17 protein-coding genes and 1 other RNA gene are annotated in these 14,180 nt (G+C 67.6%); 11 read left to right on the top strand and 7 right to left on the bottom strand.

Features of this window, described 5'->3' with window-relative positions; translation table 11 throughout:
- Positions 1–24 precede the first annotated feature (24 nt).
- A complete protein-coding gene (gene tkt, locus ACW170_RS15860; RefSeq protein ID WP_492089199.1) occupies positions 25–1,974 on the bottom strand; it encodes a transketolase in 1,950 nt (649 codons plus the stop codon).
- Between the two features lie 138 nt (positions 1,975–2,112).
- Between tkt and ACW170_RS15855 the strand changes: the two genes are divergently transcribed.
- The 9 genes from ACW170_RS15855 (at position 2,113) to ACW170_RS15815 (ending at position 6,081) form a co-directional block, all read left to right on the top strand.
- Positions 2,113–2,406, top strand: coding sequence for a hypothetical protein (locus ACW170_RS15855; RefSeq protein WP_492087584.1), 294 nt, complete (start codon positions 2,113–2,115; stop codon positions 2,404–2,406).
- Positions 2,406–2,726: a cell division protein ZapA gene (locus ACW170_RS15850; RefSeq protein WP_008263136.1), complete on the top strand. Its 321-nt coding sequence runs from the start codon at positions 2,406–2,408 to the stop codon at positions 2,724–2,726. Before ACW170_RS15855 ends, ACW170_RS15850 begins: the two co-directional genes overlap by 1 nt.
- A 50-nt stretch (positions 2,727–2,776) precedes the next feature.
- A non-coding RNA gene (gene ssrS, locus ACW170_RS15845) (6S RNA) lies at positions 2,777–2,939 on the top strand.
- A gap of 208 nt (positions 2,940–3,147) precedes the next feature.
- A complete protein-coding gene (locus ACW170_RS15840) occupies positions 3,148–3,693 on the top strand; it encodes a 5-formyltetrahydrofolate cyclo-ligase (protein WP_492087583.1) in 546 nt (181 codons plus the stop codon).
- A 46-nt stretch (positions 3,694–3,739) separates the two neighbouring features.
- Positions 3,740–3,973 carry a type II toxin-antitoxin system VapB family antitoxin gene (gene vapB, locus ACW170_RS15835; RefSeq protein ID WP_221205100.1) on the top strand — a complete coding sequence of 78 codons (234 nt, stop codon included), beginning with the start codon at positions 3,740–3,742 and terminating at the stop codon, positions 3,971–3,973.
- Positions 3,970–4,392, top strand: coding sequence for a type II toxin-antitoxin system VapC family toxin (locus tag ACW170_RS15830; protein WP_492087582.1), 423 nt, complete (start codon positions 3,970–3,972; stop codon positions 4,390–4,392). The genes vapB and ACW170_RS15830 overlap by 4 nt, the downstream gene beginning before the upstream one ends.
- Entirely contained in the window at positions 4,389–5,210 is an 822-nt protein-coding gene (locus tag ACW170_RS15825) for a TIGR00282 family metallophosphoesterase (protein ID WP_492087581.1), read from the top strand. The genes ACW170_RS15830 and ACW170_RS15825 overlap by 4 nt, the downstream gene beginning before the upstream one ends.
- A 62-nt stretch (positions 5,211–5,272) precedes the next feature.
- Positions 5,273–5,728 (top strand): hypothetical protein, encoded by a 456-nt coding sequence (locus ACW170_RS15820; RefSeq protein ID WP_492087580.1) that lies wholly within the window; start codon positions 5,273–5,275, stop codon positions 5,726–5,728.
- The gene (locus tag ACW170_RS15815) at positions 5,728–6,081 is read left to right on the top strand and encodes a BlaI/MecI/CopY family transcriptional regulator (RefSeq protein WP_492087579.1); all 354 of its coding nucleotides are present in this window, start codon (positions 5,728–5,730) and stop codon (positions 6,079–6,081) included. Before ACW170_RS15820 ends, ACW170_RS15815 begins: the two co-directional genes overlap by 1 nt.
- Here ACW170_RS15815 and ACW170_RS15810 read toward each other — a convergent pair.
- The 6 genes from ACW170_RS15810 to purL all read right to left on the bottom strand — a co-directional run bounded on the left by ACW170_RS15810 (position 6,033) and on the right by purL (position 13,410).
- A complete protein-coding gene (locus tag ACW170_RS15810; protein ID WP_492087578.1) occupies positions 6,033–7,598 on the bottom strand; it encodes an alkaline phosphatase D family protein in 1,566 nt (521 codons plus the stop codon). The two genes, ACW170_RS15815 and ACW170_RS15810, sit on opposite strands and share 49 nt — an antisense overlap.
- Positions 7,599–7,690: 92 nt before the next feature.
- A complete protein-coding gene (locus ACW170_RS15805) occupies positions 7,691–8,767 on the bottom strand; it encodes a glycosyltransferase family 4 protein (RefSeq protein WP_492087577.1) in 1,077 nt (358 codons plus the stop codon).
- A 91-nt stretch (positions 8,768–8,858) separates the two neighbouring features.
- A complete protein-coding gene (locus ACW170_RS15800; RefSeq protein WP_492087576.1) occupies positions 8,859–10,247 on the bottom strand; it encodes a cytochrome P450 in 1,389 nt (462 codons plus the stop codon).
- Between the two features lie 99 nt (positions 10,248–10,346).
- Positions 10,347–10,841 (bottom strand): hypothetical protein, encoded by a 495-nt coding sequence (locus ACW170_RS15795; RefSeq protein WP_492087574.1) that lies wholly within the window; start codon positions 10,839–10,841, stop codon positions 10,347–10,349.
- Between the two features lie 2 nt (positions 10,842–10,843).
- Positions 10,844–11,185 carry a DUF305 domain-containing protein gene (locus ACW170_RS15790; RefSeq protein WP_492087573.1) on the bottom strand — a complete coding sequence of 114 codons (342 nt, stop codon included), beginning with the start codon at positions 11,183–11,185 and terminating at the stop codon, positions 10,844–10,846.
- Complete coding sequence (purL, locus tag ACW170_RS15785; protein WP_492087572.1) at positions 11,182–13,410, bottom strand: phosphoribosylformylglycinamidine synthase subunit PurL; 2,229 nt, start codon at positions 13,408–13,410, stop codon at positions 11,182–11,184. The genes ACW170_RS15790 and purL overlap by 4 nt, the downstream gene beginning before the upstream one ends.
- Positions 13,411–13,477: 67 nt before the next feature.
- On the opposite strand from purL, the gene ACW170_RS15780 reads away from it, so the two are divergent.
- Together ACW170_RS15780 and ACW170_RS15775 are read left to right on the top strand one after the other, a co-directional pair.
- Positions 13,478–13,741, top strand: coding sequence for a type II toxin-antitoxin system VapB family antitoxin (locus ACW170_RS15780; RefSeq protein WP_492087571.1), 264 nt, complete (start codon positions 13,478–13,480; stop codon positions 13,739–13,741).
- Complete coding sequence (locus ACW170_RS15775) at positions 13,741–14,130, top strand: type II toxin-antitoxin system VapC family toxin (RefSeq protein ID WP_492087570.1); 390 nt, start codon at positions 13,741–13,743, stop codon at positions 14,128–14,130. The genes ACW170_RS15780 and ACW170_RS15775 overlap by 1 nt, the downstream gene beginning before the upstream one ends.
- The last annotated feature ends 50 nt before the right edge of the window (positions 14,131–14,180 follow it).

Genomic DNA, 14,180 nt, shown 5'->3' with positions numbered 1-14,180 from the left:
CGGCTTGCCGGAGGATGACGAAGATTACAGTCGCGCCTTGACCGCGGCGACGACGGCGTCGGCGGTGATGCCGAACTTGTCGTACAGAACCTCGGCGGGGGCGGAGGCGCCGAAGCCGGTCATGCCGATGAAGGCGCCGTCCTCGCCGATGAAGCCTTCCCAGCCTTGTTTGATGGCGGCCTCGACGGCGACGCGGATCGTGCCGCGGCCGATGACCGAGGCGCGGTAGGCGGCGTCCTGTTGTTCAAACAGTTCGACACAGGGGACGGAGACGACGCGGGTCGGGACGCCTTCGGCCTCGAGGGTTTCGGCGGCCTTCAGGGCCAGGGCCAGTTCCGTGCCGGTGCCGAACAGGGTGGCCTTGGCCTCGCCCGAGGCGGGCTTGATCTCATAGGCGCCCTTGGCCGAGAGGTTCTCGGTCGAGGCGGCGGTGCGGACGGCCGGGGTCTTCTGGCGCGACAGGGCCATGGCCGAGGGGGTGGTCTTGGATTGCAGGGCGATCTGCCAGCACTCCATGGCCTCGATCGTGTCGGCGGGGCGGAAGACCAGCAGGTTGGGGATGGCGCGCAGGGCGGCGAGGTGTTCGACCGGCTGGTGGGTCGGGCCGTCCTCGCCCAGGCCGATCGAGTCGTGGGTCAGGACGTGGATGGCGCGGACCCCCATCAGGGCGCCCAGACGGATGGCCGGGCGGCTGTAGTCCGAGAAGACCATGAAGGTGCCGGCATAGGGGATGATCCCGCCGTGCAGGGCCAGGCCGTTCATGGCGGCGGCCATGCCGAACTCGCGGATGCCCCAGTTGACGTAGCGGCCTTCATACGACGGCGCGTCCAGGATGGGGGTGCCGGCGACGAAGGTGTTGTTCGAGCCGGTCAGGTCGGCCGAGCCGCCGACCAGTTCGGGGATGGACGCAAAGACCTGGTCCAGGGCGGCGCCCGAGGACTGACGCGTGGCCTGGGCGGGCTGGGTCTCGATCAGTTCGGCGATCTTGGCGTTCAGGGCGTCGAAGGCGCCCTCCGGCAGGTCGCCCTTCATGGCGCGGGTGAAGTCGGCGGCCTGGCCGGAGGCGGCCAGGCGGGCCTCCCACTTCTTGCGGTCCTTGGAGCCGCGACGCCCGACCTTGGCCCAGGCGTCGGCGATGGTCGCCGGCATTTCGAAGGGTTCGTGATCCCAGGCCAGGCCCAGGCGGGTGGCGGCGATCTCGGCGGCGCCCAGGGCGGCGCCGTGGGTCTTGTGGCTGCCTTCCATGGTGGCGGCGCCCTTGCCGATCTTGGTCTTGCAGGCGATCAGGGTCGGCTTGTCCTGGCGGGTCGCCCATTTGAGGGCGGACTTGATCGCGTCCATGTCATGGCCGTCGATGGCCTTGACCGCCCAGCCGGCGGCCTTGAAGCGGGCCTTCTGGTCGGTGGCGTCGGACAGGGAGACCTTGCCGTCGATGGTGATCTCGTTGTCGTCCCACAGGACGGTGAGCTTGTTCAGCTTGTACCGGCCGGCCAGGGCGATGGCTTCTTGCGACACGCCCTCCATCAGGCAGCCGTCGCCGGCGACGACCCAGGTGCGGTGATCGACCAGGTCGTCGCCGTATTTGGCGGCCAGGTGACGTTCGGCCATCGCGAAACCGACCGAGGTCGCCAGACCCTGGCCCAGGGGGCCGGTGGTGACCTCGACGCCGGGCATGTGGCCGTATTCGGGGTGGCCGGCGGTCTTGGAGCCCCACTGGCGGAAGTTGGACAGTTCTTCCTTGGTCGCGGCCTTGTAGCCGGTCAGGTGCAGCAGGGCGTAGATCAGCATCGAGCCGTGGCCCGCCGACAGGATGAAGCGGTCGCGGTCGGCCCAGTCGGGGCGGCTGGCGTCGAACTTCAGGAACTTGGAGAACAGCACCGTGGCGACGTCGGCCATGCCCATGGGCATGCCGGGGTGACCCGACTTGGCCTGTTCGACGCCGTCCATGGCGAGGACGCGGATGGCGTTGGCCATCTGCTGGGGCGTGGCCTTGGGGGCGGATTTGACGTCGGTCACGGGGGAAGACCTTTCGGCGGAAGCGGAAATTCAGAAGCGCGCCGCTTTACCCCGGCGCGTCCTCGGGTTCTATACGGAATTTATAAGGAGCGACCGATGGCAGACGCCACCACGGCCGCACGGGCCCGTATCGACCGGGCCCTGGCCGAACTTGAACGCAAGATCCTGGAGCTGAAGGCCCGTCCGGCCTCGGCGCCGGCGATCGCCGACGACGACCTGTTCGCGCCCAGAGCTGGGAACGGGGCGGATACGGCGCGCGTGGCCGAGCTGGAGGCCGCCGGGCGCGAGGCGTCGCAGGCCCTGGCGCGGGCGGCGGCGGCGGTGCGCGAGGTGCTGGATCAGGACGACCTGACCGAAGACGACGACGAGACCGAAAGCGAGGCCGGCTGATGGCGACGGTGACGGTAGAGGTCAACGGCCGCCCCTATGCGGTGGGCTGCGCCGACGGGCAGGAGGAGCGGGTCCGCATCCTGGCGAAACAGTTCGACAACCAGGTGCGCCAGGTGGCCCAGGACGTGGGTCATGTGGGGGACCTGCGGCTGTTCCTGATGTCGGCCCTGATCCTGTCGGACGAATTGCACGAGGCGCGGCTGAACGGGGGCGGGGGTCCTGCGCCGCAGACAGCCGCCGCGCCGCCGACCAGCGACGGGGTGGCCGAGGCGCTGAACGCCGTGGCGGCGCGGATCGAGAAGATCGCGCAATCAATCTGATCCCGGCGCTTGAGAAGGCGGGGCGCAGCGCCTATCTTGTTTGACGGCGGGTCCTGCTGCGGCCCTCGTCGAAGGCATACATTTCCTCGCGACCTTAATTCACTCAAAGGGATCTGTCCCTGTCCGGGCTCGAGGGCCTGGGCATATGGAGCCCACCTGGCTACCCAGGTTCGAGAGGATTTAAACGCCCTTCACGGTTCTTGCGGCGCCGCCAACTTCTTTCTTTTTGTCGCTACCGCTCGCCGCGCGGCGGCTCGCTGCTTGAGCGATTTTTATCGCTACCGCTCGCGACGCGGTCGCTCGCTGCTTGAGCGATTGTTGCGCTGCCGCTCGCCGCGCGGCGGCGCGGTGCTTGAGCGAGTCGGGCATACGAGGTGCATGGTCTCTGTGCGGGACCGGATGGGGCGTGTAAGCCCGCGTCATGACCCTTGAGAAGCATGAACTCCGGTCGGCCGCCCGCGCGCGGCGCAAGGCTCTGGCCGAGGCCGATCCGATGGCCGCCCGGCGCGCCGCCGATCATGCGGAGGCCCTGCCGCCCGGGCGGGTCGTGGCCCTCTATCGCGCCATGGGATCCGAGCTGGCCACCGAGGCCCTGGCTGCTGCGCTAGAGGCGGCGGGGCGGCGGCTGTGCCTGCCGGTGGTGCTGGAGCGGGACGCGCCAATGGTCTTTCGCGCCTGGTCGCCGGGCGAGCCGCTGGAGATGGACGCCGCCGGCTGTCCCGCGCCCCTGCCGCTGGCCGAGGTGTTGGAGCCGGATCTGATCATCACGCCGCTGCTGGCTTTCGACGCGGTCGGGGGGCGGCTGGGGCAGGGCGGCGGGTTTTACGACCGCACCTTTGCGGCGCGGCCCGATGTGATCCGGATCGGCTTCGCCTATGCGGGACAGGCGGTCGAGGTTCTTACGCTGGAAGCGCACGACATGCGGCTGCACGGGGTGCTTACCGAGGCCGGGTATCGGGCGTTCTGAGGGATATGCCGTTGACATATACGTGCGGCAAGCCGATAGGGAGGCCATGAGCGCCCCGCTGAAAGCCACGGTCTTCAAGTCCAATCGCTCGCAGGCCGTGCGACTGCCCAAGGCCGTGGCCTTTCCCGATGACGTGAAGGAGCTTCGCGTCATCAAGGAGGGCAAGAGCTTGCGCCTGGTGCCGGTGGATGCGCTGTGGGACGACTTTCTCGACCAACCCGGCATTTCGGACTGGCCAGATCGCGATCAGCCCGAGATGCAGAAGCGGGAGGACTGGTGAGCACCGGCTATATGCTGGACACCAGCATCTGTATCGACATTCTACGGGGGCGCAGCGCCGCGTTGGGTGCGCGCCTAAGAACCGAGCACGAGCCGCTTCACGTTTCGACGGTGGTCGTCATGGAGTTGGCGGTCGGTCCCAGCAAGCTGGCTGACTCTCGTCGCGCCGAACGGCTCGAGGCGTTTCTGGCGCGACTGGATATTCTTGCCTTTGACGAAGATGCGGCGCGGCATACAGCGGCCATCCGCGCGGATTTGGAGCGTCAAGGACGCCCTATCGGACCTTATGATTATCAGATTGCGGGTCATGCTCGCAGTCGGGGGCTGACTGTCGTCAGCCGCAACACTGGCGAGTTCGAGCGCGTTCCCGGCCTGAGGGTCGAGGACTGGTCGGATCGTGCTAAAGGCGTACACGAATGAGACTGGCATTTTTCGGCGATGTCATCGGCAAGTCCGGCCGTGACGGGATCAGCGATCATCTTCCGGGCCTGAAGCGCGACCTGAAGCTGGACTTCGTGGTGATCAATGCGGAGAACGCCGCCGGCGGGTTCGGCATCACCGAGAATACGGCGCGCGAGCTGTTCATGGCGGGGGCGGACTGCCTGACCCTGGGCAATCACTCGTGGGACCAGCGCGAGGCCCTGACCTATATCGTGCGCGAGCCGCGCCTGATCCGGCCGGCCAACTATCCGCGGCTGATGGATGCGCCGGGCGCGGGGGCCAATCTGTTCGAGACCGACACGGGCCGCACCGTCCTGGTGATGAATGTGCTGGGCCGGGTGCATATGGACCCGATGGACGATCCGTTCGGGGCCGTGGAGCGCGAGCTGGCGGCGGCGCCCATGGGGGCTGTGGCCGACGCGGTGATCGTCGACATGCACTGCGAGGCGACCAGCGAGAAGATGGCCATGGGCCACTTCTGCGACGGGCGAGCGTCGCTGGTGGTCGGCACCCATACCCACGTCCCGACCGCCGACTGCCAGATCCTGCCGGGCGGCACGGCCTATCAGACCGACGCCGGCGGCTGCTGCGACTATGACAGCGTCATCGGCAACGAGAAGGAAGAGCCGCTGCGCCGCTTCACCACCCGGCTGTCGGGTGGGCGCTATACGCCCGCGTCCGGTCCGGCGACGGTGTGCGGCGTCTTCGTGGAGACGGACGACAGGACGGGGCTGGCGACGCGGGTCGAGCCGATCCGGGTCGGCGGGCGGCTGTCGCAGGCAGTGCCTGTTTTGTAGCTTGACGGGTCAGATTACGAGTGTAGTTTAAAAAGATTACGAACGTAATCTTGGAGAGCGCTATGTCTCGTGCCTATCCTATTTTGCTGGCTTCTTTTCCGCTGATCGGCCTGTCTTCGCCCGCCTTCGCGGCCTCTGAGTTTACGGCGGCGACGGTGTTTTTCGATGCGGCGGTTCCGATCAAGCTGATGATCGTTATGCTTTGCGCGTCGATGGTCGCTGCGATCTTGATCGCGGGCCGCAAACTGCTGTCGCCGGGTATCAGCGGCGGCTCCGCCTATCTGTCCGCACTGCGTCTCGCCGGTCCTCTGTTGGGTCTGTTGGGGGCTGGTCTGAATGCCTTCTGGGGATTCCTCGCCATAGCAGGTCTCGGGCGCCCGGTTCCATTTGAGGTGCTGGCGCCGGGGCTTGCGGAGGCAACCTTGGTGCTGGTGCTCGGGCTTCTCGTCGGGGTGGTGGCGGTGGCGTGCAACTGGGCGGTCGATGCTCGTATAGATCGCGCGGTCCTGAGCGCCTGATGCTCCGTATTGCAATCACCGAAGCTGAGAGCGCCGTCATGGCGGCGCTTTGGCGGCGGGGGCCTTTGTCGCCGAAGGCTTTGCTGGACGAAGTCAGGCGCGACCAGTCGTGGGGCGACGCCACCATCAAGACCTTGCTGAACCGGCTGATGCACAAGGACATCATCCGATCGGACAGGACGTCAGGAATTCTGGTCTATGTTCCCCAGGTGAGCCGAGCAAACTATCTCGAGCTTGAGGTTCAAGCGTTCGTCGATCGTCTCTTCGAAGGTGATCGCGAACGCCTTGCGCTTTACCTGAAGGATCAGGCGGCGGTGAGGGTGTTCGATCCGGCCTCGACCACCATCGTCTGACGGACGCTGAGTTCGCCCGAACGGTCGGAGACCTTGTCCAGGACCTTGAACTGGGTGGTCCAGAGGTTCGGGGTGGCTTCGCAGACCAGATAGCCGCGCTGGGTGTTGCGGAACTTCAGCTGGGGATTGGCGGACAGGAAGCGGTCGTAGTCCGAGCCGCGATCCGAGCCGTTGCCGCCCGAGCTGATCGAGGTCGAGACGAACTCGACCGCGATGGGGGCGCCTTCGGGTTGGCTGCCGTCCAGCCACAGGCCGCCGGCGTAGTTCTGATGCTCGTCGCCGGTCAGGACCACGACATTGTCGATGCGGCGGTCGCGGATGTGGCGCAGCAGGCGGTTGCGGGGCACGCGGTAGCCGGCCCAGCTGTCGGTGTTGACGCCCTGGCCGCCGGAGGTGTTGCGGTTCAGATCCATCATCATGATCTGCTGGGCCAGGGCCTTCCACCGGGCCTTCGAGCGGTCGAGGTTGGTCAGCAGCCAGGCCTCCTGGGCGTCGCCCAGAACCTGGGCCGCCGTCGCCTCTATGCCGGGGCAGGTGGCGTTGTAGCGGTCGCCGCATGGCTGGTCCGTGCGGTACTGGCGGGTGTCGAGGAAGGCGATGTCCAGCAGGTCGCCATACTGGGCCCGGCGATAGGCCTGCATGGCGACGCCGCGCGGGAAGGCCGACTTCCGCATCGGCATGAACTCGTAGAAGGCCTGCATGGCCGCCGCGCGGCGCAGGTTGAAGATTTCGGGCGAGACGCCGTCCTGATCGATGTCGCCGACCCAGTTGTTGTCGATCTCGTGATCGTCATAGGTGCAGAACCAGGCGGCCGAGGCGCGCGAGGCCTGGAGGTCCGCATCCATCGTGTACTGGGAATAGCGGCGGCGATAGTCGTCGAGGCTGTAGATTTCGCCGCCCAGGTGGACGCGGGTATTGTCCTGGGGGCCGGCGCCCGACTGATAGATGGGGTTGCCGCGACCCTCGTAGATGTAGTCGCCGTAGCAGAAGATGAAATCCAGATCCTCTTCCGCCATCTTGCGGTGGGCGGTGTAATAGCCGCTCTCATAGGCTTGGCAGCCGGCGACGCCGAAGCGGACCGCCGAGACGGAGGCGCCGGCCAGGGGGGCGGTCTTGGCGCGACCGACGCCGCTGCGCTCGGTCCCGCACTGGAACCGGTAGAAATAGAGGCGGGCGGGCTCCAGCCCTTCGACCTCGACGTGGACGGAATGGCCCAGTTCGGGTCGGGCGATCACCTCGCCGGATCGGACGACGGTGTTGAAGCCGCGGTCAGCGGCGACTTCCCATTTCACGGCGATGGGCGCACGGGGCATGCCGGAGCCGTAGGCGACGGGGTCAGGGGCCAGGCGTGTCCAGATGACGAAGCCGTCGGGCAGGGGGTCGCCGGCCGTGACGCCCAGCCGGAACGGGTTGGTGTCGAAAACGGCCTGGGCCAGGGCGGGGCCGGTCGGCGACAGCGCCAGGCCTCCACCGAAGGCGGCCAACATGGAACGGCGCGAGAGGGCGAGCGTGGTCATCGAATATCCCCGAACTGGAGCCCGGCTCTATCGCCGCGATGTGACAGATTTTCGAGCCGCCGCGGCCGGGCGCGGGGGCGCTGTGTCGCAGGTCAGGCGGCGAGGCGGCGGCGCGACAGGAGGACGGTTTTGCGGATCTGTTCCAGTTCAGCGGATCTCTGTTGCGGCGTGTGAGTCGCCATCACATAGCGCTGACCCGCGCGGGCCAAGGCCAGGCGCTCTTCTGGATGGATGATCAAGCGCTCCATCGCCGCCGTCAGGCTTCCGGGCGTGACGTCATCGACATAGAGGGCGTGGTCGCCGCTGGCCTCGCGCAGGCCGCCCCGGCCGGATGAGATCAGGGCCGCGCCCGCCGCATGGGCCTCGACCGCCGTCAGACCGAAGGGTTCGTCCCACACCGAGGGGGTCAGGGCGATGGCGGCGATTTTCATCGTGTCGCGCACCTGAGACAGGGGGGCCGAGTGAATGACGGAGACCCGAGCGCCGTAGCGCGCCAGAGGGGCGAGATGCGGCCCGGCCCAGGCGGCGTGCCTGTCCCAGTCGTTCAACATCAGCACCGCGCGCCAGTCGGGATGGGCGTCGAGCACGGCGGGCAGGGCGGCGCACAGGACGTCCAATCCCTTTTCCGGCATGGCCCGGCCGGCGAAGGCGATCACCGGCTGGCGATCGTCGGGCGAGGCGAACCAGGGTGCGGCGTCGATGGGGTTAGGCAGGGCGTGGGCGCGGTCGGCGAGGTGGGGATAGGCGCGGGCGAAGGCGTCCCGTTCGGCGACACTGACGAAGATGAAGCCGTCCATCCGGGCGAAGCGCGCGGCATAGCGCCAGCGGTCCAGCATATGGCGGGCCGGCTTTAAGGCGTTGTGCCGGTACAGCAGGTGGGCGGCGTCGGGAAAACGCGAGGAGACGGCGAGGGCCTGTCTGACCTGTTGGTGGTGTTCGATCAGGTGCGGCTTGTAGTCGTTGAGGGCGGTGAACAGGGCCTGCTGACGGCCGCTGTCCGGCAGAGCGACGACGCCGGGCGGCGGCGGGTCCTCGTCGCCTTCGCAACAGAAGACCCGCGTCTCGTTTTCTCCTCCTGCGGTCAGCAGGGTCCGGACCACCGTCTCCATCGAATTGGGCTGGGCTTCGGAAAAGCGGCAGCCGGGGGGCAGGAGGACGGCGGTGCGCACGGGACTTCCGAAAAGAGACTTTCGCCGCCTATAGGCGGTTTGCGTCGCCTCCGCGATGGGTTTGTAACGTCGGTCCGATCCGCCGTTACGGTCAGCGCCGTCGCGCGCGCAGTCGCAGGCGCATGGGCTCGCGGCTGCGCAGGGTGATCTGGTGAACCGGGCGGGGTTCGACCGTGGTCAGAGCCTCGACCTCGGCTACGCGCAGGACGGAGGCCAGGGCGATCATCGCCTCCTGGATGGCGAAGGCGGCGCCGATGCAGACGCGGGGACCGGCGCTGAAGGGGATGTAGGCATAGCGGTCGATGGACTTGCGGTTCTGCGGCAGGAAACGCTCCGGCTTGAAGGCGTCGGGGTCGTCCCAGAGCAGGCTGTGGCGTTGCAGGATCCACGGCGAGATGATGACGGTGGCGCCGGCCTTGATCGGCTGGCCGCCGATCTCGTCGTCGGCCAGGGCCTTGCGGGCCATGGTCGGGGCGGGCGGGAACAGGCGCATGGTCTCGTCCAGCACGGCGCGGGTCCAGGGCAGGGCCTCGGCCCATTTGGGATCGGAGACGTCGAAGGCGTCGGCCTCGGATTGCAGGCGGGCCAGGTATTCGGGCTGGCGCGACAGCAGGTGCAGGGTCCAGCCCAGGGCGCGGGCCGTGGTCTCATGTCCCGCCAGGATGAAGGTCAGGATGTTGGAGGCGACCTCTTCGTCAGACAGGCCGGGTCCGCCGTTCTCGTCGCGGGCCAGCAGCAGGGCGCTGAGCAGGTCGTCGGGAGCGTCGGCGTCGGCCTCGATCCGGGCGCGGCGGGCCTCGACCAGTGTGGTGACGCGCTGCTCGAAGAAGCGGGCCGAGCGGAAACTGGCCAGACGGCCCAGGCGCGGGGCCCAGTCCGGCGCGCCCAGCACGTCCAGCGGATCGATGCGCGCGCCATTGGCCAGGAACTGGTTCAGGGCGCGCTCGAAGCCGCGCGCCTCGCCGCCCAACTCGTCCGAGAACATGGTGGCGGACAGGATGTCGAAGGTCAGGCCGGACATCTCGCTGTCGATATCCAGCACCCGGCCGCGCGCGGACAGGGACCAGCCGGTCACGCGGGCCTGACAGACCTCGGCCATACGGGCGTTCAGGGTGGCCATCTTGGCGGGGGTGAACAGGGGGGCCAGGATGCGGCGCGCGCGACGCCATGTGTCGCCCTCGGTCAGCAGCAGGCCCTCGGCCAGCATGGGGCCCAGCACCCGGCGTTGCAGGTCGCCCTTGACGTAGTTGGCGGCGTTTTCGGTCAGGACGTGACGGACGCCCTCGGGATGGCTGACGACGAGGATCTCGCCGAAAGCGCTGTTGCCGTGCAACTGCGGCTCGGTGAAATGCCGCTCTGACCACATGCGGATCGGGTCGCGCCAGCTGATCCAAAGGAAGGGCAGCAGGGGCAGGGGACCGCCCGTGCGACGGGGCGGGATGGCGGGGCGGAAGATGGTGTCGGCCGTCGTCGCGTCCATAAGCCGCTCCTGTTCAAATCGCCCGTCAGCCGGGCGCGTCGTCCCTAAAACGTGCGATCTGGTGCAAGCGTTCATGAAGCATAGTGGACCAGTACGACGTCAACGAGAAGGCGACGCCCTGCCGATGGCGCCGAGCAGCCGCGCCATATCCTCAGCACTCAAATCCTTCGAGCCCTGGCCTGAGGCTGCGGGCTTCAAAACCGGGGCCGCTTCACCCGATTGAGCGGCTCTGCGCTTTTCGCGCCGCTCGAACAGAAAGCGTTGCAGACCCCAGACAAGGTGAGGCGTCCACGGTTGGCCGCAGGCGGTTGTCTTCCGCAATTTGTTCAGAAGGCCGGCGATCTCGTTGGGCCGGGTGAAGCCGTTCTTGAAACAGGCGCGGAGCCACGGATCGAGCTCATCCAGAAACGCCTCTTTGGATCGACCGCGAAAACTGAAGTGCTTCAGTTCGTCTCTCGTGATCTGTGAAGGCTTGGACGGCGTCCGTGCGGCAGGCCGGCCCGGCTTCCGCTCGGCAAGACGTCCCGTCGGCGCAGTTTTGGAACCGGGAGGACGCGCCCGTTTTCCGCCGCCGGGATAGGATCCCTTAGCCAAGTTCAGTTCGCCTTAGGGGCGGTCGGCGCCCAGGTCTTCATTTCGGCGATCTCACGCGTTCGAGTGTCGATGACCATCTGGGCCATGCGCCGGATTTCCGGATCGCGGCTGTCGCGCAGGGCGACCCGGGCCGTGGCGACGGCGCTTTCGTGATGGGCGATCATCTTGGCGACATAGGCCTGATCCGCAGTCTGAGCCGCTGCCTGCATTTCCGCTGTCGTTCGGGTCGCCGCCGCCTGGTTGGCGGCCGACGCTTCACGCAGCGCCTGCTGCACCGGATCGCCGCCGCCGTCGCAGGCCCCTAGCACGAGGAGCAACGCGATCGGCGGGGCGGTGCGGATCATGCGGCGTCGCCGAGCCAGCCCGGCATCCAGCCTTCGTGCCATTCGCGCAGATGGGCGACGGGGATGCTGAACAGTTCGCCCTTGTCGCCCTTCGAGCCGAAGGCGTCGCCGCCGGCGTGGCCGACGACCGAGGCGTGAAGGCCCTCAGCCTGGGCCTTGGCGATCAGGGCGTCGGCGTCGGGCACGGCGACCAGGTAGCGGGCCTGATCCTCGCCGAACAGGAAGATGTGGGCGTGGGCGGCGCTGGAGGCGTCGAGGGTCACGCCGACGTCTGAGGCCAGGACCAGGTCGGCGGCCGCGCCGATCAGGCCGCCGTCCGAGAGGTCGTGGACCACGGTCAGATCGCCGGCCTCGATCAGGTCGCGCACGAAGTCGCCGGTCTTCTTTTCCAGCTTCAGATCGACGGGCGGCGGGGCGCCGTCCTCGCGGCCCAGAACCTCGCGCAGATAGATGGAGGCGCCCAGTTCGCCGACGGTCTGGCCGATCAGGACCAGAGCATCGCCCGCGGCCATGGTCGAGAAGTTGGTCACCACGTCGTAGTTGGCCAGCAGGCCGACGGCGCCGACGGTCGGGGTGGGCGGAATGGCGACGCCGTTGGTCTCGTTATAGAGCGACACGTTCCCACTCACGACCGGGAAGACCAGCTCGCGGCAGGCCTCGGCCATGCCGTCGATGGCGCGGACGATCTGGCCCATGATCTCGGGGCGCTGCGGGTTGCCGAAGTTCAGATTGTCGGTGATGGCGATGGGACGCGAGCCGACGGCGGTCAGGTTGCGCCAGGCCTCGGCCACCGCCTGTTTGCCGCCCTCGTAAGGGTCGTTCTGGACATAGCGGGGTGTGCAGTCGCTGGTGACGGCCAGACCCTTGTCCGTGCCGTGGACGCGGACCACGCCGGCGTCGGCGCCGGTGGCCGAGTCCTGCAGCGTGTCGGCCATGACGTGGCGGTCGTACTGTTCCCAGATCCAGCGCTTGGAGGCCATGTCGGGGCAGGCGATCACCTTCATCACCGCATCGGCCCAGTTTTCGGGCGCGGGAATGTCGGAAGGGTTCAGCCTGGGCTGCAACTCAGGCTGGACCCAGGGGCGGTCGTACAAGGGCGCGTCGTCGAACAGGGGCGCCAGGGGCACGTCGCACACGGTCTCGCCGTGATGCTTCAGCACCAGACGGCCGGTATCAGTGGTGACGCCGATGGTGGCGGCGTCCAGACCCCATTTCTTGAAGATGCGTTCGCCATCGGCTTCGCGGCCCGGCTTGAGGACCGCCAGCATCCGCTCCTGGCTTTCCGACAGCATCATCTCATAGGCGGTCATGCCCTCTTCACGCTGGGGCACGGCGTCCATGTTCAGCTCGATGCCGACGCCGCCCTTGCCGGCCATCTCGACCGAGGAGGAGGTCAGGCCCGCCGCGCCCATGTCCTGGATGGCGGCGACGGCGCCCGAGGCCATCAGTTCGAGGGTGGCCTCGATCAGCAGTTTCTCGGCGAAGGGGTCGCCGACCTGGACGGTGGGGCGTTTCGATTCCGACTCGTCGTCGAACTCGGCCGAGGACATGGTGGCGCCATGGATGCCGTCGCGGCCGGTCTTGGAGCCGAAATAGACGACCGACAGGCCCGCCGAGGGGGCGGCCGAATAGAAGATGCTGTCGGCCTTGGCCAGGCCCACGCACATGGCGTTGACCAGGATATTGCCATTGTAGCCGGCATGGAAATTGGTCTCGCCCGCCACGGTGGGCACGCCGACGCAGTTGCCGTAGCCGCCGATGCCGGAGACGACGCCCTTGACCAGGCGTTTGGTCTTCTCGTGGCTGGGATCGCCGAAGCGCAGGGCGTTCAGCAGGGCCACCGGCCGGGCGCCCATGGTGAAGACGTCGCGCATGATGCCGCCCACGCCCGTCGCCGCGCCCTGATAGGGTTCGATGTAGGAGGGGTGGTTGTGGCTCTCCATCTTGAAGATGCAGGCGTCGCCGTCGTCGATGTCGATCACGCCGGCGTTCTCACCGGGGCCGCAGATGACGCGGTCGCCGGTGGTCGGGAACTTGCCCAGGTGGATCTTGGAGGATTTGTATGAGCAGTGCTCGGACCACATGACCGAGAAGACGCCCAGTTCGACATGGTTGGGCTCGCGGCCCAGCCGGTCGAGGACGACCTGATATTCGTTTGGGGCCAGGCCGTATTCGGCGGCCAGTTCGGCCATCGTCTTGGCGGGGGTCTTCTGGGGAGCGCTCATGGCGGGGGCTTCTAGCCGGTGATGGGCCGATAGGCTATATTCTAGACAGCATTTTGAGAGTTCTAGAATGGGCCTCAGCATCAAGCGCGCCGAGACGGAGCGCAAGGCGCGCGCCGTCGCCGAGCGGCTGGGGGTCAGCCTGACCGAGGCCATCGACATCGCCCTGGACAAGACCTGGAAGGAATTGACCGCCGATGAGGCGGCGGCGGCGGAGCGGGCGAGCAAGCGCGAGGCCCTGTTCGCCTATCTGCGGACCCTGCCGCCCGGCGACGGCCGCTCTCTTCAGGAAATCGACGATGAGATGTACGACGAGCACGGTCTGCCGCGCTGATGGTCATCGACGCCTCCGCCTTCGTCGCCATTGTTCTGAGAGAGCCGGAAGCGGCCGCGTTCGATGAGCGGATCCGTTCGGCGACGACGCGCCGGGTCAGTGTCGCGACCTGGGTGGAACTGGCGGCGGTGCTGACGTCCCGGCTCGGCGTGGACGCCCGGCCCGTGCTCGGGCGTCTTGCGGAGGAGTACCGGCTGGACCTGGTTCCCGTCGATCAGGCGCAGATGCGGATCGGCTGCGAGGCCATGGTGCGGTTCGGCAAGGGGCGTCATCCGGCGCGGCTGAACTATGGCGACTGTTTCGCCTATGCGCTGAGCCTGAGCAGTGGCGAACCGCTGCTGTTCAAGGGCGAGGAGTTTTCGAAGACGGACGCGGCGATCACGATCTGAGTAGGGGGGAACGTCCAGAGGCTGGGCGTCATTTCGTGTGTAGCCACCAC

Source organism: Brevundimonas sp. FV2ps16 (assembly GCF_058681075.1).
Note: the sequence above shows the minus strand (reverse complement) of the source record. Positions and strands in the feature narration are given on the sequence as shown.

Excerpts from the sequence above, each read along its gene's own strand:
- ACW170_RS15820 (WP_492087580.1), top strand. The coding sequence starts at position 5,273 with ATGTCTCGTGCCTATCCTATTTTGCTGGCTTCTTTTCCGCTGATCGGC.
- ACW170_RS15825 (WP_492087581.1), top strand. The coding sequence starts at position 4,389 with ATGAGACTGGCATTTTTCGGCGATGTCATCGGCAAGTCCGGCCGTGAC.
- purL (WP_492087572.1), bottom strand. The coding sequence starts at position 13,410 with ATGAGCGCTCCCCAGAAGACCCCCGCCAAGACGATGGCCGAACTGGCC.
- ACW170_RS15840 (WP_492087583.1), top strand. The coding sequence starts at position 3,148 with ATGACCCTTGAGAAGCATGAACTCCGGTCGGCCGCCCGCGCGCGGCGC.
- ACW170_RS15780 (WP_492087571.1), top strand. The coding sequence starts at position 13,478 with ATGGGCCTCAGCATCAAGCGCGCCGAGACGGAGCGCAAGGCGCGCGCC.
- ACW170_RS15790 (WP_492087573.1), bottom strand. The coding sequence starts at position 11,185 with ATGATCCGCACCGCCCCGCCGATCGCGTTGCTCCTCGTGCTAGGGGCC.
- vapB (WP_221205100.1), top strand. The coding sequence starts at position 3,740 with ATGAGCGCCCCGCTGAAAGCCACGGTCTTCAAGTCCAATCGCTCGCAG.
- ACW170_RS15855 (WP_492087584.1), top strand. The coding sequence starts at position 2,113 with ATGGCAGACGCCACCACGGCCGCACGGGCCCGTATCGACCGGGCCCTG.
- ACW170_RS15775 (WP_492087570.1), top strand. The coding sequence starts at position 13,741 with ATGGTCATCGACGCCTCCGCCTTCGTCGCCATTGTTCTGAGAGAGCCG.
- ACW170_RS15800 (WP_492087576.1), bottom strand. The coding sequence starts at position 10,247 with ATGGACGCGACGACGGCCGACACCATCTTCCGCCCCGCCATCCCGCCC.
- tkt (WP_492089199.1), bottom strand. The coding sequence starts at position 1,974 with ATGGCCAACGCCATCCGCGTCCTCGCCATGGACGGCGTCGAACAGGCC.
- ACW170_RS15850 (WP_008263136.1), top strand. The coding sequence starts at position 2,406 with ATGGCGACGGTGACGGTAGAGGTCAACGGCCGCCCCTATGCGGTGGGC.
- ACW170_RS15810 (WP_492087578.1), bottom strand. The coding sequence starts at position 7,598 with ATGACCACGCTCGCCCTCTCGCGCCGTTCCATGTTGGCCGCCTTCGGT.
- ACW170_RS15815 (WP_492087579.1), top strand. The coding sequence starts at position 5,728 with ATGCTCCGTATTGCAATCACCGAAGCTGAGAGCGCCGTCATGGCGGCG.